This window comes from Streptomyces sp. NPDC007025 (assembly GCF_042869455.1).
GTDB lineage: Bacteria > Actinomycetota > Actinomycetes > Streptomycetales > Streptomycetaceae > Streptomyces.
The window spans coordinates 102,550-120,338 of sequence record NZ_JBIAFT010000003.1 but is presented as its reverse complement, the minus strand read 5'-3'; the positions used below and the strand labels follow the sequence as shown (position 1 = coordinate 120,338).

At 71.1% G+C, this 17,789-nt stretch carries 16 protein-coding genes; 7 read left to right on the top strand and 9 right to left on the bottom strand.

Going from position 1 to position 17,789, the window contains the following annotated elements; genetic code table 11:
- Positions 1-79 precede the first annotated feature (79 nt).
- From pgl to tkt, 5 genes are all read right to left on the bottom strand, one after another.
- Positions 80-856 (bottom strand): 6-phosphogluconolactonase, encoded by a 777-nt coding sequence (gene pgl, locus ACFYMO_RS06970; RefSeq protein ID WP_366774205.1) that lies wholly within the window; start codon positions 854-856, stop codon positions 80-82.
- Complete coding sequence (gene opcA, locus ACFYMO_RS06965; RefSeq protein ID WP_366774204.1) at positions 853-1,971, bottom strand: glucose-6-phosphate dehydrogenase assembly protein OpcA; 1,119 nt, start codon at positions 1,969-1,971, stop codon at positions 853-855. The genes pgl and opcA overlap by 4 nt, the downstream gene beginning before the upstream one ends.
- Positions 1,968-3,503 (bottom strand): glucose-6-phosphate dehydrogenase, encoded by a 1,536-nt coding sequence (zwf, locus tag ACFYMO_RS06960; protein WP_360296879.1) that lies wholly within the window; start codon positions 3,501-3,503, stop codon positions 1,968-1,970. Before zwf ends, opcA begins: the two co-directional genes overlap by 4 nt.
- Before the next feature lie 5 nt (positions 3,504-3,508).
- The gene (gene tal / locus ACFYMO_RS06955) at positions 3,509-4,627 is read right to left on the bottom strand and encodes a transaldolase (protein ID WP_366774203.1); all 1,119 of its coding nucleotides are present in this window, start codon (positions 4,625-4,627) and stop codon (positions 3,509-3,511) included.
- Between the two features lie 91 nt (positions 4,628-4,718).
- Positions 4,719-6,794 (bottom strand): transketolase, encoded by a 2,076-nt coding sequence (tkt, locus tag ACFYMO_RS06950; protein ID WP_366774202.1) that lies wholly within the window; start codon positions 6,792-6,794, stop codon positions 4,719-4,721.
- A gap of 562 nt (positions 6,795-7,356) precedes the next feature.
- Between tkt and ACFYMO_RS06945 the strand changes: the two genes are divergently transcribed.
- Positions 7,357-8,301, top strand: a complete 945-nt coding sequence (locus ACFYMO_RS06945) for a heme o synthase (RefSeq protein ID WP_366774201.1) — start codon at positions 7,357-7,359, stop codon at positions 8,299-8,301.
- 161 nt (positions 8,302-8,462) lie between these two features.
- On the opposite strand, the gene ACFYMO_RS06940 is transcribed toward ACFYMO_RS06945, so the two are convergent.
- From ACFYMO_RS06940 to ACFYMO_RS06925, 4 genes are all read right to left on the bottom strand, one after another.
- Positions 8,463-8,780, bottom strand: coding sequence for a hypothetical protein (locus ACFYMO_RS06940; RefSeq protein ID WP_366774200.1), 318 nt, complete (start codon positions 8,778-8,780; stop codon positions 8,463-8,465).
- 54 nt (positions 8,781-8,834) lie between these two features.
- Complete coding sequence (locus tag ACFYMO_RS06935) at positions 8,835-9,899, bottom strand: COX15/CtaA family protein (RefSeq protein ID WP_366774199.1); 1,065 nt, start codon at positions 9,897-9,899, stop codon at positions 8,835-8,837.
- Between the two features lie 23 nt (positions 9,900-9,922).
- Positions 9,923-10,639 (bottom strand): ABC transporter permease, encoded by a 717-nt coding sequence (locus tag ACFYMO_RS06930; protein ID WP_366774234.1) that lies wholly within the window; start codon positions 10,637-10,639, stop codon positions 9,923-9,925.
- Between the two features lie 62 nt (positions 10,640-10,701).
- Positions 10,702-11,628, bottom strand: coding sequence for an ABC transporter ATP-binding protein (locus ACFYMO_RS06925; RefSeq protein ID WP_366774198.1), 927 nt, complete (start codon positions 11,626-11,628; stop codon positions 10,702-10,704).
- 190 nt (positions 11,629-11,818) lie between these two features.
- Between ACFYMO_RS06925 and ACFYMO_RS06920 the strand changes: the two genes are divergently transcribed.
- The 6 genes from ACFYMO_RS06920 (at position 11,819) to ACFYMO_RS06895 (ending at position 17,786) form a co-directional block, all read left to right on the top strand.
- Positions 11,819-12,628 carry an ArsR family transcriptional regulator gene (locus ACFYMO_RS06920; protein ID WP_366774197.1) on the top strand — a complete coding sequence of 270 codons (810 nt, stop codon included), beginning with the start codon at positions 11,819-11,821 and terminating at the stop codon, positions 12,626-12,628.
- Positions 12,625-14,046, top strand: coding sequence for a Fe-S cluster assembly protein SufB (sufB, locus tag ACFYMO_RS06915; protein WP_388544781.1), 1,422 nt, complete (start codon positions 12,625-12,627; stop codon positions 14,044-14,046). The genes ACFYMO_RS06920 and sufB overlap by 4 nt, the downstream gene beginning before the upstream one ends.
- 201 nt (positions 14,047-14,247) lie before the next feature.
- The gene (gene sufD / locus ACFYMO_RS06910; RefSeq protein WP_366774195.1) at positions 14,248-15,429 is read left to right on the top strand and encodes a Fe-S cluster assembly protein SufD; all 1,182 of its coding nucleotides are present in this window, start codon (positions 14,248-14,250) and stop codon (positions 15,427-15,429) included.
- Positions 15,426-15,761, top strand: coding sequence for a non-heme iron oxygenase ferredoxin subunit (locus tag ACFYMO_RS06905; protein ID WP_366774194.1), 336 nt, complete (start codon positions 15,426-15,428; stop codon positions 15,759-15,761). The genes sufD and ACFYMO_RS06905 overlap by 4 nt, the downstream gene beginning before the upstream one ends.
- Before the next feature lie 7 nt (positions 15,762-15,768).
- On the top strand, positions 15,769-16,533 hold the full coding sequence (gene sufC, locus ACFYMO_RS06900; protein WP_366774193.1) for a Fe-S cluster assembly ATPase SufC: 765 nt from the start codon (positions 15,769-15,771) through the stop codon (positions 16,531-16,533).
- Positions 16,530-17,786, top strand: a complete 1,257-nt coding sequence (locus tag ACFYMO_RS06895) for a cysteine desulfurase (protein WP_366774192.1) — start codon at positions 16,530-16,532, stop codon at positions 17,784-17,786. Before sufC ends, ACFYMO_RS06895 begins: the two co-directional genes overlap by 4 nt.
- The last annotated feature ends 3 nt before the right edge of the window (positions 17,787-17,789 follow it).

Sequence of the window (17,789 nt, the reverse complement as noted above, 5' to 3'; positions counted from 1 at the left end):
GTATGACGCCGCGGTGGAAGGCCCGGACACGCCGCAGGGGCCCGCCTCCGGGAGGCGGGCCCCTGCGGCGTCGGCGCGGCTAGGCCCCCGTCGCCGGGAGGCCGGCGGCCGCCGCCTCGTCCAGCAGCCACAGCGTCCGCGAGCGCCCGGACGCCGCGGCGGCCGGCGCCTGGAGCGGCCCGGGTTCCGCGGCGAGGGCGAGGGCGACCGCGTCGGCCTTGTCGTCGCCGGCCGCGAGCAGCCACACCTCCTCCGCCGAGCGGATCGCGGGCAGCGTCAGCGACAACCGGGTGGGCGGCGGCTTGGGTGCCCCGTGCACGCCCACGACGGTGCGCTCGGTCTCCCGCAGCGCGGGGTGCTCCGGGAAGAGCGAGGCGACGTGCGTGTCGGGCCCGACGCCCAGCAGCAGGACGTCGAACACCGGGACCCGCGCGGTCGGGTCGGCGCCCGCCGCGGCCGCGAGCTCGGTCGCGTACGCCTCTGCCGCCGCTTCGGCGTCGCCCGCGTACCGGCTGTCGGAGGGCGGCATCACATGCACCCGCGCCGGGTCCAGCGGCACCGCGTCCAGCAGTGCCTCCCGGGCCTGGGTGTGGTTGCGGTCCGGATGCCCCTCGGGCAGGAAGCGCTCGTCTCCCCACCACACGTCCAGCCGGGACCAGTCCAGCCGGGCGCGTGCCTCGGGCGAGTCGGCGAGTGCGGCCAGCAGCGCGTTGCCGTTCCGGCCCCCGGTCAGCACCACCGACGCGGTCCCGTGCGCGGCCTGCGCGTCGGCCAGCCGGCCGGCCAGCCGCGCGGCCGTCGACCGGGCCAGTTCGTCCTTGCCGGTGTGCACGACCACTTCGCGGGCGCCCGTCATGACTCCGCCTTCCCCGCGGACCGGGACGGGGCCGGCTGCGCCGCGGCGCTCCCGCGCTTGGCGCCGGCCGCCTTCCGGGCGCTCTTCCCCGCGGTGGCCGCGGAGCCCGCGGCGGCCGGCTTCGCCCGGGTCTCGGCCGGTGCGGGAGCCGGCGCGGAGGGGGTGGGATGCGCCGGGTCCGGGCCGGAGATCCGGTTGACGCCGAAGTGGATGGCTTCGGCGTATGCCTCGTCCGGGTCGAGCCGGCGCAGTTCCTCGGCGAGCAGCTCGGCCGTGCTGCGCCGCTGGAGGGCGACGTGCCGGTCGGGCTGGCCGGGGACGGCGAGCTCGGCGAGTGCGCCGTTGGCGCGGTCGAGGCAGATCTGGCCCTCGCCCGTCTCCAGCTGCACGCCCGTGATGCCGGGGCCCTCGGAGATCCGGCGCTCGACCGGGATCCGCAGCCGTTCGGCGAGCCAGAGGGCGAGCAGTTCGCTGGAGGGGTTGTACTCCTCGCCCTCGACGACGGCCGACTTGATGGTGAGCTGCTTCTGGTCCACCGAGGCGGCGAGCATGCTGCGCCAGGGGGTGATGCGGGTCCAGGACAGGTCGGTGTCGCCCGGCGCGTAGGTGCTGGCGCGCAGGCTGAGCGCGCCGACCGGGTCCTCGGTCGCGGCGGCGTCGGTGATGCGCCGCTGGGCCAGCTTGCCCAGCGGGTCCTCGGACGGGTTCTCGGGCGCGTCCTCGGGCCACCACACGACGACCGGGGCGTCCGGCAGCAGCAGCGGCAGCACCACGCTGTGGGCGTGCGAGGCCAGTTCGCCGTGCAGCCGCAGAATGATCGTTTCTCCGGAGCCCGCCTCGCGCGCGTCGCCGCCGACCCGGACCTCCGCGTCGAGCCGGTGCTGCGCCCGGTCGCGCGGGGAGCGGCCGGGGCGGCGGACGACGACGAGGATCCGCGAGGGGTGCTCCTTGGAGGCGCCGCTGGCAGCCTTGAGCGCGTCGTAGTGGTTCCCCTCGTCGGTGACGATGACGAGGGTCAGCACCATGCCCATGGCGGGCGAGCCGAGGGAGCGGCGCGCCTTGACCAGTTCGGCGTTGATGCGGCTGGACGTGGTGTCCGTCAGATCGATGTTCATGGCCGCCGCCAAATCCGTCCGTCGCGTGCGAGCATCTCGTCGGCGGCCTGGGGTCCCCAGGTGCCGGCGGGATACTGCTCGGGCTTGCCGTGTTTGTCCCAGTACTCCTCGACGGGGTCGAGGATCTCCCAGGAGCGTTCGACCTCCTGGTGCCGGGGGAAGAGGTTCGCGTCGCCCAGCAGGACGTCCAGGATGAGGCGTTCGTATGCCTCCGGGCTGGACTCGGTGAAGGACTCGCCGTAGGCGAAGTCCATGGTCACGTCCCGGATCTCCATCTGGGTGCCGGGCACCTTGGAGCCGAAGCGGATGGTCACGCCCTCGTCCGGCTGGACGCGGATGACCAGCGCGTTCTGGCCCAGTTCCTGGGTGTCGGTGGCGTCGAAGGGGGAGTGCGGGGCCCGCTGGAACATCACCGCGATCTCGGTGACGCGGCGGCCCAGGCGCTTGCCGGTGCGCAGATAGAACGGCACCCCGGCCCAGCGCCGGTTGTCGATCTCCAGCTTGATCGCCGCGTAGGTGTCGGTCTTCGAGTGCGGGTCGATCCCGTCCTCGTCGAGATAGCCGGGCACTTTCTCGCCGCCCTGCCAGCCCGCCGCGTACTGGCCGCGCACGGTGTGCTTGCCCAGGTCCTTCGGCAGCCGCACCGAGTTGAGCACCTTCAGCTTCTCGGTCAGCAGCGCCTTGGCGTCGAAGGAGGTGGGCTCCTCCATGGCGGTCAGGGCGAGCAGTTGCAGCAGGTGGTTCTGGATGACGTCCCGGGCCGAACCGATGCCGTCGTAGTAGCCGGCCCGGCCCCCGATCCCGATGTCCTCGGCCATCGTGATCTGCACATGGTCGACGTAGCTGCGGTTCCACAGCGGTTCGAACAGCGTGTTGGCGAAGCGCAGGGCCAGGATGTTCTGGACCGTCTCCTTGCCGAGATAGTGGTCGATCCGGAAGACCTCGCTGGCCCGGAAGACCTCGTGGATGACGGCGTTCAGCTCCTGCGCCGACTTCAGGTCGTGGCCGAAGGGCTTCTCGATGACGGCGCGCCGCCAGGAGTCGGGGCCGGCGTCCGAGAGGCCGTGCTTCTTGAGCTGGGAGACCACGGTGGGGAAGAACTTGGGCGGTACCGAGAGGTAGAAGGCGAAGTTGCCGCCGGTGCCCCGGGACTTGTCCAGCTCGTCGATCGTGGTCCGGAGGGTCTCGAACGCCTGGTCGTCGTGGAACTCGCCGGGGACGAACCGCATGCCCTGGGCCAGCTGCTGCCAGACCTCCTCCCGGAACGGGGTGCGGGAGTGCTCCTTGACGGCGTCGTGCACGACCTGCGCGAAGTCCTCGTCCTCCCAGTCGCGCCGGGCGAAACCGACGAGGGAGAAGCCCGGTGGGAGAAGCCCGCGGTTGGCGAGGTCGTACACCGCAGGCATCAGCTTTTTCCGTGACAAATCACCCGTGACGCCGAAGATGACCAGGCCCGACGGCCCCGCGATGCGCGGGAGCCGTCGGTCCTGAGCGTCACGCAGCGGGTTGGCTGTGCCGCTCGCGCTGCTCAATTCGGTTACGCCTCCTTCGGGGCCAGGCGCTGGAGCTCGGCTTCGGTGGACTCGAGCAGGTCGTTCCAGGAGTCCGCGAACTTCTGGACGCCCTCGTCCTCCAGGACCGCCACGACATCGTCGTAGGAGATGCCGAGCTTCGCGATGCCGTCGAGCACCGCCCGGGCCTCCTCGTAGGTGCCGCGGACCGCGTCGCCGCCGATCTCGCCGTGGTCGCCCACGGCCTGCAGGGTCGCCTCCGGCATGGTGTTGACGGTGTTCGGCGCGACCAGCTCGGTGACGTACAGCGTGTCCGGCAGCTCGGGGTCCTTCACGCCGGTCGACGCCCACAGCGGACGCTGCTGGTTGGCACCGGCCTTCTCCAGCGCCTGCCAGCGGTCGGAGGCGACGACCTCCTCGTACGCCTGGTAGGCCAGTCGCGCGTTGGCGATGGCCGCCTTGCTCTTCAGCGCCGCGGCCTCGTCCGTTCCCAGCGCCGCCAGCCGCTTGTCGACCTCGGTGTCCACGCGGGAGACGAAGAAGGAGGCCACGGAGTGGATCTGGGACAGGTCGATGCCCAGCGCCTTGGCCTTCTCCAGGCCCGCCATGTAGGCGTCCATGACCGCGCGGTAGCGCTCCAGCGAGAAGATCAGCGTGACGTTGACGCTGATGCCCTTGCCGATGGTCTCGGTGATGGCCGGGAGGCCGGCCTCGGTGGCCGGGATCTTGATGAACGTGTTCGGACGGTCCACCAGCCAGGCGAGCTGCCGGGCCTCGGCGATGGTGGCCCGGGTGTTGTGCGCCAGGCGCGGGTCGACCTCGATGGAGACCCGGCCGTCCTTGCCGCCGGTCGCCTCGTGGACCGGGCGGAGGATGTCGGCGGCGTCGCGGACGTCCGCAGTGGTGATCATCCGGACGGCCTCGTCGACCGAGACGCGGCGGGCGGCCAGGTCGGAGACCTGCTGCTGGTAGCCGTCGCCCGCCGAGATCGCCTTCTGGAAGATGGTCGGGTTGGTCGTCACACCGACCACATGCTGCTCGTCCTTCAGCTCGCCGAGGTTGCCCGACGTGATGCGCTTGCGCGACAGGTCGTCCAGCCAGATCGCGACGCCTTCGTCGGAGAGGCGCTTCAGTGCGTCTGTCATGGGATTCGCATCTCCTGTGCTTGTTGGCTTCTTGTGGTGCCGGGCCGCCGGGGCACCTCCCGGGCCGGAGCCGGGGAGGTGCCCCGCACGGTCAGCGTGCGGCCGCCTGCAGCGACTCCTTCGCCGCCAGGTGCACGGCCTCGGCGGTGAGGCCGAACTCCCGGAAGAGGACCTTGCCGTCCGCCGAGGCCCCGAAGTGCTCCAGCGACACGATCCGCCCGGCCTCGCCCACGTACCGGTGCCAGGTCAGGCCCACGCCCGCCTCGACGGCGACCCGCGCCTTGATGTCCGGGGGCAGCACGCTGTCCCGGTAGGACTGCTCCTGCTCCTCGAACCACTCCAGGCACGGCATCGAGACGACCCTGGTGGGCACCCCCTGCTCCTGGAGCCGCTCGCGCGCCTCGACGGCGAGCTGCACCTCCGAGCCGGTGCCGATCAGGACCACCTGCGGGTGGCCGCCCTCGGCCTCGAAGAGCACGTACCCGCCCTTGGCCGCGGCCGGGTCGGCCTCGTAGGTCGGTACGCCCTGCCGGGTGAGGGCCAGGCCGTGCGGCGCCGGCTTGCTGGTGTGGCGGCGCATGATCTCCGCCCACACCGCGGAGGTCTCGTTGGCGTCCGCCGGACGGACGACGTTGAGACCGGGGATGGCCCGCAGTGCCGCCAGGTGCTCGACCGGCTGGTGCGTCGGGCCGTCCTCGCCCAGACCGATGGAGTCGTGCGTCCACACGTAGGTGACCGGCGCCTTCAGCAGCGCGGCCAGCCGGACGGCGGGACGCATGTAGTCGGAGAAGACCAGGAACGTACCGCCGTAGATCCGGGTGTTCCCGTGCAGCGCGATGCCGTTCATCGTCGAACCCATCGCGTGCTCGCGGATGCCCCAGTGCACCGTACGCCCGTACGGGTCGGCGCCCGGCAGCGGGCCGCCCTCCGGCAGGAAGGAGGTGTCGGCGAACGTGGTGTTGTTCGACCCCGCCAGGTCGGCGGAGCCGCCCCACAGCTCGGGGACGACCGGGCCCAGCGCCTTGAGCACGCTGCCGGACGCCTTGCGGGTGGCCACCGACTCACCGGCGGGGAAGACGGGCAGCGCCTTCTCCCAGCCCTCCGGCAGCCGGCCCTCGCGGATCCGGTCGAACTCGGCGGCCCGCTGCGGGTTGGCGGTGCGCCAGGCGGCCATCCGCTTGTCCCACTCGGCCTGCATCGCGCGCCCGCGGTCGCTGGCCTCGCGGACGTGCGCGAGGACCTCGTCGGAGATGGCGAAGTGCTGGTCCGGGTCGAAGCCCAGAACCCGCTTGGTGGCCGCGACCTCCTCCTCGCCGAGCGCGGAGCCGTGCGCCGCCGCGGTGTTCTGCGCGTCGGGGGCCGGCCAGGCGATGATGGAGCGCATCGCGATGAAGGAAGGCCGCTCGGTCTCGGCCCGCGCCGCCTCCAGCGCCGCGTGCAGCGCCCTGGGATCAAGGTCCCCGTTCTCCTGCTGCTCCACCCGCTGCACGTGCCAGCCGTAGGCCTCGTACCGCTGCAGGGTGTCCTCGGAGAAGGCGGTCGCCGTGTCGCCCTCGATGGAGATGTGGTTGTCGTCCCACATGACGATCAGATTGCCGAGCCGCTGGTGGCCGGCGAGCGAGGACGCCTCGGCCGACACGCCCTCTTCCAGGTCGCCGTCGCTGGCGATGACCCAGACCGTGTGGTCGAAGGGGGAGTCGCCCCCGGCCGCCTCCGGGTCGAAGAGCCCCCGCTCGTAGCGGGCCGCCATCGCCATGCCGACCGCGTTGGCGACGCCCTGGCCCAGCGGGCCGGTCGTCGTCTCGACGCCCGCCGTGTGCCCGTGCTCGGGGTGCCCGGGGGTGCGGCTGCCCCAGGTGCGGAACGCCTTGAGGTCGTCCAGCTCCAGGCCGTATCCGGCCAGGAAGAGCTGGATGTACTGGGTCAGGCTGGAGTGGCCCGCGGAGAGGACGAAGCGGTCCCGGCCCGTCCAGTCCGGATCGGTCGGGTCGTGGCGCATCAGCTTCTGGTAGAGCAGGTACGCGACGGGCGCCAGGCTCATGGCCGTACCGGGATGGCCGTTACCGACCTTCTGCACGGCATCCATGGCCAGGACTCGAACCGTGTCCACGGCCTGCTGGTCCAGGTCGGTCCACTCAAAGTCTGTGGTGGTCGGCTTGGTGCTCACCCTGCGTCAGGGCTCCTCTCCACATGTTCGATGGCCGGTGTCTGTGCGCTCACCGGGCGGTGTCGAGCGTACCTCTGCCGGGACGTGCGACTTTTCGACAGTTCACTCTGTGGTCGTCACGGGTGGTCCCCCTCGCCGACGGCCGGGAGCCGGGCCCGGACAGCCGGCCGTCCTCCCGGTCCGCGGCGAGCGACGCCGGAACACCACTCCCAGGCTGACGTCTGTTCCCCCGATCCGCCCGTCGGACACGACCCGGTTGCCGCGGAAGCCGGGTCCGCCGGCGGGAGGCGGGCCCCTCCCGATCCGCCCGGAGAGATGCGGCCCGGCGGGAGCCGTCCGCCCCGCGGTGCCCGCCCGGCCGCCCGCCGCCGGGCCCGCGCGGACGCGCGGGCCCGGGCTCCGGAGCGGTGCCCGGGCCCCGGGGCCAACACGGTGACCCCCCATGACCGGCGAGGTATCGCCAACGTCTAAAGTGGCGTGGTACGCGCGAGCTTGACCCGGGCCTGCACCTTTCTTCTGTGCGCCGGTGCGGGCTCGCTGATTCCTTATGACGCGATCAGGGGTGTCCGTGACGGCCGTCGAATCCCGTCCTGCGGGGGCGCTGGAGCCCAGCGGTCACCGGCCGACCGGTGCCCGCGTCAAGGCGTTCATCGAGCTGACCAAGCCGCGGATCATCGAGCTGCTCCTCATGACCACCATCCCGGTCATGTTCCTCGCGGCCCAGGGTGTCCCCGACCTCTGGCTCGTGGTGATCACCTGCCTGGGCGGCTATCTGTCGGCCGGCGGCGCCAACGCGCTCAACATGTACATCGACCGGGACATCGACGCGCTGATGCACCGCACCGAGCGGCGCCCCCTCGTCACCGGCATGGTCAGCCCGCGCGAGTGCCTGGCGTTCGGCATCAGCCTGGCGGTGGTCTCCACCCTGATGTTCGGGCTGCTGGTCAACTGGCTCTCCGCCGCGCTGTCGTTGGGTGCGCTGCTCTTCTACGTCGTCGTCTACACGATGCTCCTCAAGCGGCGCACCTCGCAGAACATCGTGTGGGGCGGTATCGCCGGCTGCCTGCCGGTCTTCATCGGCTGGTCGGCGGTGACCAACGAGCTGAGCTGGGCCGCCGTCATTCTCTTCCTGGTGATGTTCTTCTGGACCCCGCCGCACTACTGGCCGCTGTCCATGAAGGTCACAGAGGACTACAAACGGGTCGGCGTGCCGATGCTCCCGGCCGTGGCGGGCAATGTCGTGGTGGCCAACCAGATCGTCGTCTACAGCTGGGTGATGGTCGTCGTCTCCCTGCTGCTGTGGCCCCTCGGCTACGTCGGCTGGTTCTACCCGCTCGTCGCGGTGCTGGCCGGCGGACTGTGGCTCTGGGAGGCCCACGCGCTGCGGGCCCGCGCCCGGGCCGGGCTGACCGGCTCCAAGCTCAAGGAGATGCGGCTCTTCCACTGGTCGATCACCTACGTCTCGCTGGTCTTCGCAGCGGTCGCCATCGACCCCTTCCTGCGCTGAGCGCCGCGCCTCTTCCCGCACCGAGCGCCGCGCGAACCCCGGCTCCACGAACGAGCCGCCCCCCGGCTGCGCTCCGCGCACCACGACGCACACAGGACCGGTCCCTCCCGGCGACGGGAGGGACCGGTCCTCGGCGTGTCGGCCCAGGCGGGGTACCGCTGCTAGCGGCCGCCGGGTGCGCCCAGTTGGATACCGGCCATGCGCTCCCACTCATAGGGCCCGGTGCGCATGTGCTCGGCCATCTCTCCGTCGAAGCCCTCCCGCAAGGTGACGCCCTCGGCCCGCACGGCCTCCTCGGCGGCCTCCTTGGAGGGGGCCATCAGGTCGCCCCAGGTGCCGTCCGCACCGACCAGGGAGATTCGGAAGCCGACCTGTCCCACGTAGGCGATCTGCGCCTCGGCGCTCCCGCCGTGCCGCTGCGCGAACGCGCCGGTCTGCTTGGCGAGGCGGGCCGCCCGCTTGCTGCTCTCTGCTGCCATGCCCCCGATGCTACCCGCGAGTAGTCGAGGCGGCGAGAGGTACCCGGGTGCGGGTCAGCGGCTCGGGGCCGGGGCCGGTTCCGGTACGGCGGCACTCGGCGCCCTGCTCAGGGAAGCACCGTCAGGGGCGGGGGCGGCGTCCCCGGCAGCCGCCGGGAGACCGCGCTCCCGGCTGGAGAGCACCACCCGCAGCACTCCGATCCACACCAGCGTCGAGCCCAGCAGATGCAGCCCGACCAGGACCTCGGGCAGGTCCGTCGCGTACTGCACATACCCGAGGGCGCCCTGCGCCAGCAGCACCAGGATCAGGTTCCGCACCGTCCTCCGGGGCCCGGCCGGCGCGTCCATCAGGCGCAGCCCGAGGGCGAGGACGAGGGCCAGCAGCACCACGATCCAGGCGAACGCGGCGTGGGTGCGGGTGGCCAGCTCCACGGCGACCGGCATCCGGTCCACCTCGCTGCTGTCACCCGCGTGCGGCCCCGCTCCGGTGACCACGGTGCCCGCGACGACCAGGCAGGCCGTGAAGCCGAGCAGTACCCGGGTGAGCCTGCGCGCCGGCCTGCCCACCAGCGGCCGGGGCGGCGCGTCGCCCTCCCGCGCGCGCAGCCAGGTGAGGGTGGTGACGGTCAGCAGCGCGGTCGCGGCCAGGAAGTGCCCGGCGACGACGAAGGGGTTCAGCTTCACCCACACGGTGATGCCGCCCACCACCCCGTTGCCCACCACGACCCAGAACTGCGCCCAGGCGAGCCGGCTCAGGCCCCTGCGGGCGGGTTTCGCCGCCCGTACGGCGATGATGGTCCAGCCGACCGCGGCCGAGACCACCCAGGTCATCATGCGGTTGCCGAACTCGATGGCCCCGTGCACCCCCATGGCGGAGGTGGCCGTGAGGCTGTCGTCGCTGCACTTGGGCCAGGTGTCGCAGCCCAGGCCCGAGCCGGTCAGCCGCACCGCGCCGCCGGTCACCACGATGACGATGCTCATCAGCAGCGCGGCCAGCGCGGCCCTCTCCACGGTGCGGGGAGAGGGGGTCCAGCGCGCGGCGATGTACGCGACGGGGTTACGTACGAGTTCGAGCAGTTTCGGCACGAAGCCATGGTAGAGGGCCGCTTGTGCGCGCATTCACGAGGGGCGCCCGGGGGAGGTCACTCCCACTTGAAGAACCGCGCGGCGGCGCCGAGGCCCAGTACCGCCCAGACCGCCAGCACCCCCAGATCGCCCCAGGGCATCCCGGTCCCGTGCCGGAGCACCTCGCGCAGCCCGTCGGAGAGGGCGGAGATGGGCAGCAGCCGCAGCACGCCCTGCGCGGCGTCCGGGAACCTCTCCAGCGGGACCACGACCCCGCCGCCCACCAGCAGCAGGATGAACACCAGATTGGCCGCCGCCAGCGTGGCCTCCGCCCGCAGGGTGCCGGCCATCAGCAGTCCGAGTCCGGAGAAGGCCGCCGTGCCCAGCAGCAGGAGGAGCAGCACCGCGGCAGGGTTGCCGTGCGGCGACCAGCCCAGCGCCAGCGCCACCACGCTCAGCAGCAGCACCTGCAGCGCCTCGATCACCAGCACCGAGCAGGTCTTCGCGGTCATCAGCCCCCACCGCGGCAGCGGCGAGGCGCCCAGCCGCTTGAGGACGCCGTAGCGGCGCTCGAATCCGGTGGCGATGGCCTGCCCGGTGAAGGCGGTGGAGAGCACCGCCAGCGCCAGGATGCCGGGCGCCAGGAAGTCGACCCGTGAGCCGCGGCCGGTGTCGACGATGTCGACGGCGCCGAAGAGCACCAGCAGCAGCGTCGGGATGACGACGGTCAGCAGCAGCTGCTCGCCGTTGCGCAGCTGGGTACGGGTCTCCAGCCACGCCTGCGCCCGCACCATGCGCGGCAGCGGCGCGGCTCCCGGCGCGGGCGCGTACCTGCCGCCGGCGGTACCGGTCCCGTTCACGAGCGCAGCTCCTTCCCCGTCAGTTCCAGGAAGACGTCCTCCAGTGTTCTGCGCTCCACCGAGATCCGGTCGGGCAGGACGCCGTTCTGCGCGCACCAGGACGTCACGGTGGCCAGGAGCTGCGGGTCGACCGTGCCGGTGAGCCGGTAGCTGCCGGGGCTGAGCTCGGCCGCGCCGGTCTGTGGTGGCAGCGCCTTGAGCAGCGACTTCAGGTCGAGCCCCGGGCGTCCGGTGAAGCGCAGGGTGTTCTCCGCGCCGCCCCGGCACAGCTCCGCGGGGGAGCCGTGGGCGATGACCCTGCCGCCGTCGACGATGGCGACGTCGTCGGACAGCTCCTCTGCTTCGTCCATGGCGTGGGTGGTCAGCAGCACCGTCACTCCGTCGGCGCGCAGCTCGCGCACCAGGTCCCAGGTGGCGTGCCGGGCCTGCGGGTCGAGCCCGGCGGTCGGCTCGTCCAGGAAGACCAGCTCGGGGCGGCCCACCAGGGCCAGCGCCAGACCGAGCCGCTGCTGCTGGCCGCCGGAGAGCCTGCGGTAGGGAGTGCGGCCGCAGCCGCCCAGGCCGAGGCGTTCGATCAGCGCGGGCACCTCCAGCGGGCGCGCGTGCAGTGCCGCCATGTGGCGGAGCGTCTCCTCGGCTCTGGCCGTGGGGTAGATCCCGCCGCTCTGGAGCATCACCCCGATCCGGGGCCGCAGCTCGGCACCCTGTGCGATCGGGTCGAGGCCGAGCACCCGCACGGTGCCGGAGTCCGGCCGGCGGTAGCCCTCGCAGGTCTCGACGGTGGTGGTCTTACCCGCTCCGTTGGGGCCGAGGAACGCGGTGACGGTGCCCCGCGCGACGGTCAGGTCGAGCCCGTCGACGGCGGTCCTGCTGCCGTACCGCTTCACCAGCCCGGCGACCTCCACAGCCGCTGAACTTCGCATGCAGGGCAGTCTAGGGAGCGGGCCGCGGCGCTCCTGCGGCGGGCTGCGACGGACGCGGGCCCGCCGGTTAGGTCAGCCTTACGTGATGTACTCCATCGGGGCTGGTCAGAGCTGTCGCTTGCCCGGGTCGGCGGAATTAAGCAACAATGACGTTGTGAAAAAGAGGGACGAGGCTCGGGAGCACCGACCGATGGCCGCACAGGCCACCGGTGGAGCCCCCTCGGGTCCCTCGGCGCAGGATGAACAGCACGGCACGCGGAACAAGGTCGCGCGCTCCGTCCTGGATCACGGCCCCTCCACCGCGGCCGAGCTGGCGTTGCGGCTGGAGCTGACCCAGGCGGCCGTCCGCCGTCATCTGGACGCGCTCGTGGCCGAGGGCGTCGTGGAGCCCCGCGACAAGCGGGTCTACGGCTCGCGCGGCCGGGGCCGCCCCGCCAAGGTCTTCGCCCTGACCGACTGCGGACGGGACGCCTTCGACCAGGCGTACGACGAGCTCGCCGCCGACGCCCTGCGCTGGATCGCCCGGACCGCCGGGGACGGCGAGGTCGGGGAGGCCGCGGTCGCGGCCTTCGCACGCGCCCGGGTGGAGGCGCAGGCGGAGAAGTACCAGGAGGCCCTGGAGCGGGTCGCGCCCGAGCACCGGGTGCGGGCCCTGGCGCAGGCGCTGACCGCGGACGGGTACGCTGCCACCGCGCGTGACGCGCCCGCGCAGGTCGGCGAGCAGCTCTGCCAGCACCACTGCCCGGTGGCCCACACGGCCGAGCAGTTCCCCCAGCTGTGCGAGGCGGAGACGGAGGTCTTCTCCCGGCTGCTGGGCACGCACGTCCAGCGGCTGGCGACCATCGCGCACGGCGACGGTGTGTGCACGACGTTCATCCCCAGGACACATCCGCACCCCGAGACCGCCGCGGCCGCGCCCCCGGCAGCCAGGAACCCCGCACGACCACCGAAGACCAGCAACGCCACCAACGTGAACGACGCCGGGAGGAACCCCGCATGACTGCTCCTACGGAGACTGCTCACCCTGAGCTCGAGGGGCTGGGCAAGTACGAGTACGGCTGGGCCGACTCCGACGCCGCGGGCGCAACCGCGAAGCGCGGCCTCTCCCAGGATGTCGTCCGCGACATCTCGGAGAAGAAGAACGAGCCCGAGTGGATGCTCAAGCTGCGCCTCAAGGGGCACAAGCTCTTCGAGAAGAAGCCGATGCCCAACTGGGGCTCGGACCTGTCGGGCATCGACTTCGACAACATCAAGTACTTCGTGCGGTCCACCGAGAAGCAGGCGCAGTCCTGGGAGGACCTGCCCGAGGACATCAAGAACACCTACGACAAGCTCGGCATCCCGGAGGCGGAGAAGCAGCGCCTGGTCGCCGGTGTCGCGGCCCAGTACGAGTCGGAGGTCGTCTACCACCAGATCCGCGAGGACCTGGAGAAGCAAGGCGTCCTCTTCCTGGACACGGACACGGCGCTGCGCGAGCACCCCGAGCTGTTCCAGGAGCACTTCGGCACCGTCATCCCGGCCGGCGACAACAAGTTCGCCGCGCTGAACACGGCGGTGTGGTCGGGCGGCTCCTTCATCTACGTGCCGCCGGGCGTGCACGTCGACATCCCGCTCCAGGCCTACTTCCGGATCAACACCGAGAACATGGGCCAGTTCGAGCGGACGCTGATCATCGTCGACGAGGACGCCTACGTGCACTACGTCGAGGGCTGCACGGCGCCGATCTACGACTCGGACTCGCTGCACTCGGCCGTCGTCGAGATCATCGTCAAGAAGGGCGGCCGCTGCCGCTACACGACCATCCAGAACTGGTCGAACAACGTCTACAACCTGGTCACCAAGCGCGCCGTGGCCTACGAGGGCGCGACCATGGAGTGGGTGGACGGCAACCTCGGCTCCAAGGTGACGATGAAGTACCCGGCGGTCTACCTCATGGGTGAGCACGCCAAGGGCGAGACGCTGTCCGTCGCCTTCGCGGGCGAGGGCCAGCACCAGGACGCGGGCGCCAAGATGGTCCACATGGCTCCCCGCACCTCCTCGAACATCGTCTCGAAGTCGGTGGCCCGCAGCGGCGGCCGGACCTCCTACCGGGGTCTCATCGAGATCGGTGAGGGTGCCGAGGGCTCCAAGTCCAACGTGCTGTGCGACGCGCTGCTGGTGGACACCGTCTCGCGCTCCGACACCTACCCCTACGTCGACGTCCGCGAGGACGACGTGACGATGGGCCACGAGGCGACCGTCTCCAAGGTCAGCGACGACCAGCTCTTCTACTTGATGAGCCGCGGTCTGTCCGAGGACGAGGCCATGGCGATGATCGTGCGCGGCTTCGTCGAGCCGATCGCCAAGGAGCTGCCCATGGAGTACGCGCTGGAGCTGAACCGGCTGATCGAGCTGCAGATGGAAGGAGCGGTCGGCTGACGCCGTCCGCCCCCGTTCCGAGTCATCCGTGACCCCTTCTCCGACCAGGTGAGCGAGCCGAAGGGGGCGCCGGTGCCGAAAGGGAGAACGCGCGCGGGTCCCGGATGACGAGGGAGCGAGCACGATCGAACGCCGGCACCGGGTCCGAGCCCCCGGAGGCAGGCGCACACAAAGAGGCAGAAAGCGAGCAACACGACAGCCATGGCTGAGGCCCAGAACATCCCCGTCGGTTCCAACACCACGGGATCCATCGCGGTGGCCGCAGAGTCCACCACCGCCACCAGGATGAGCGCCCCGCCGTCCTTCGACGTGGCGGACTTCCCGGTGCCGCACGGCCGCGAGGAGGAGTGGCGCTTCACTCCTCTGGACCGGCTGAAGGGCCTGCACGACGGTACGGCGCAGGCGACCGGCTCGGTCAAGACCGAGGTGTCCGCGCCCGACGGGGTCACCGTCGAGAAGGTGTCGCGGGACGACGCGCGCGTCGGCCGCGCCGGCAAGCCGGTGGACCGGGTGGCGGCGCAGGCGTTCTCCGCGTTCGAGAAGGCCAGTGTCATCTCGGTGCCCAAGGACGCGGTGCTGACCGAGCCGGTGCGGGTCTCCCTGCACGGCGAGGGCGGCGTGACCTACGGCCACACCGTCTTCGACGTCGGCGCCTTCGCGGAGGCCGTCATCGTCATCGACCACACCGGTGACGCGGTGCGCTCGGCCAACGTCGAGTTCGTGCTCGGTGACGGTGCCAAGGTGACCGTCGTCTCCGTGCAGGACTGGGACGACACCGCCGTGCACTGCTCGCAGCACAACGCGCTGGTGGGCCGGGACGCGACCTTCAAATCGGTCGTGGTCACCTTCGGCGGCGATCTGGTGCGGCTCAACCCCCGGGTCAGCTACGGCGGCCCGGGAGCCGAGGCCGAGCTGTACGGTCTGTACTTCACCGACGCCGGGCAGCACCAGGAGCACCGGCTGCTCGTCGACCACGACACCCCCAACTGCCGCAGCAACGTCGCCTACAAGGGCGCGCTCCAGGGCGACGACGCGCACGCGGTGTGGATCGGTGACGTGCTCATCCAGGCGGCGGCCACCGGCACCGACACCTACGAGCTGAACCGCAACCTGGTGCTCACGGACGGTTCGCGTGTCGACTCGGTGCCCAACCTGGAGATCGAGACCGGCGAGATCGTCGGCGCCGGGCACGCCTCGGCGACCGGCCGCTTCGAGGACGAGCAGCTCTTCTATCTGATGGCGCGCGGCATCTCGGAGCGCGAGGCGCGCCGGCTGGTGGTGCGCGGCTTCTTCGCCGAGCTCGTCCAGCAGGTCGGCATTCCGGACGTGGAGGAGCGCCTCATCGCCCGGATCGAGGCGGAGCTGGAGGCGTCGGTCTCATGAGCGAGAGCTTCGTCAGGGCCGCCTCGCTGGGCGACCTGGAGGAGGACACCCCGATGCGGGTGGAGCTGGACGGCGTTCCGGTCTCCCTCGTGCGCACCGAGGGTGAGGTGTTCGCCGTCAACGACATCTGCTCGCACGCCAATGTGTCGCTCTCGGAGGGCGACGTGGAGGACTGCACCATCGAGTGCTGGCTGCACGGCTCCCGCTTCGACCTGCGCACCGGCAAGCCCTCCGGGCTGCCCGCCACCCGCCCCGTCCCCGTGTACCCCGTCAAGATCGAAGGAGACGGCCCCGATGCGGCAGTGCTCGTCTCCGTCACACAGGAGTCCTGAAGTCCCCATGGCAACGCTTGAGATCAACGACCTGCACGTCTCCGTCGAAACCGAGGGCGGCCCCAACGAGATCCTGCGCGGTGTCGACCTGACCGTGAAGCAGGGCGAGACGCACGCGATCATGGGGCCGAACGGCTCCGGCAAGTCCACGCTGGCCTACTCGCTGGCGGGACACCCGAAGTACACCGTCACCAGCGGCTCCGTGAAGCTCGACGGCGAGGACGTCCTGGAGATGTCCGTCGACGAGCGCGCCCGCGCGGGTGTCTTCCTCGCCATGCAGTACCCGGTCGAGGTCCCGGGTGTCTCCGTCTCCAACTTCCTGCGCACCTCCGCCACCGCCGTCCGCGGCGAGGCCCCCAAGCTGCGTACCTGGGTCAAGGAGGTCAAGGAGGCCATGGAGCGCCTCTCGATCGACCCGAAGTTCGCCGAGCGCAACGTCAACGAGGGCTTCTCCGGCGGTGAGAAGAAGCGGCACGAGATCCTGCAGCTGGAGCTGCTGAAGCCGAAGATCGCGATCCTGGACGAGACCGACTCCGGCCTCGACGTGGACGCGCTGCGCGTCGTGTCCGAGGGCGTCAACCGGGTCCGGGAGACCGGTGAGGTGGGCACCCTGCTGATCACGCACTACACCCGCATCCTGCGCTACATCAAGCCCGACCACGTGCATGTCTTCGCCAACGGGCGGATCGCCGAGTCCGGCGGTGCCGAGCTGGCCGACAAGCTGGAGGAAGAGGGCTACGAGGAGTACGTGAAGGGTGGTGCCACTGCGTGACACAGCTCCCGGGTCTGCTGGACACCGAGGCGATCCGTAAGGACTTCCCGATCCTGGACCGCCTGGTGCACGACGGGCAGAAGATCGTCTACCTGGACAACGCCGCCACCTCGCAGAAGCCGACGCAGGTGCTCGACGCCCTCGCCGACTACTACGAGAAGCACAACGCCAACGTCCACCGCGGCGTGCATGTGCTGGCTGAGGAGGCCACGGCGCTGTACGAGGGCGCGCGCGACAAGGTCGCCGCGTTCATCAACGCGCCCAGCCGCGACGAGGTGATCTTCACCAAGAACGCCTCGGAGTCGCTCAACCTGGTGGCCAACATGCTCGGCTGGGCCGACGAGCCCTACCGCGTCGAGCGGGACACCGAGATCGTCATCACGGAGATGGAGCACCACTCCAACATCGTTCCGTGGCAGCTGCTCTCGCAGCGCACCGGCGCGAAGCTGAAGTGGTTCGGTCTCACCGACGAGGGCCGGCTGGACATGGCCGGGGTCGAGGAGCTGATCACGGAGCGCACCAAGGTGGTCGCGCTCACGCTCGTCTCCAACATCATGGGCACCTTCAACCCCGTCGAAGAGATCGTGCGACGGGCGCAGGAGGTCGGTGCGCTGGTCGTGGTGGACGCCTCGCAGGCGGCCCCGCACATGGTGCTGGACGTGCAGGCGCTCCAGGCCGACTTCGTGGCCTTCACCGGCCACAAGATGTGCGGCCCCACCGGCATCGGGGTGCTGTGGGGGCGCCAGGAGCTGCTCAACGACCTGCCGCCGTTCCTCGGCGGCGGGGAGATGATCGAGACCGTCACGATGCACTCGTCGACGTACGCTCCGGCGCCGCACAAGTTCGAGGCGGGCACCCCGCCGATCGCGCAGGCGGTCGGGCTCGGTGCCGCCGTCGACTACCTCAGCGCGATCGGTATGGACCGGATCCATCAGCACGAGCAGGCACTGACGGAGTACGCGGTGCGCAAGCTCCAGGAGATCCCGGACCTGCGGATCATCGGCCCCGCCACGGCCGAGGACCGCGGTGCCACGATCTCCTTCACGCTGGGCGACATTCATCCGCACGATGTCGGCCAGGTGCTGGACGAACAGGGCATCGCGGTGCGGGTGGGCCATCACTGCGCCCGCCCGGTCTGCCTGCGGTACGGAATTCCTGCCACCACGCGAGCGTCGTTCTATCTGTACTCCACGCCCGCCGAGGTGGACGCCCTGGCGGACGGGCTGGAACACGTACGGAATTTCTTCGCTTAGGGG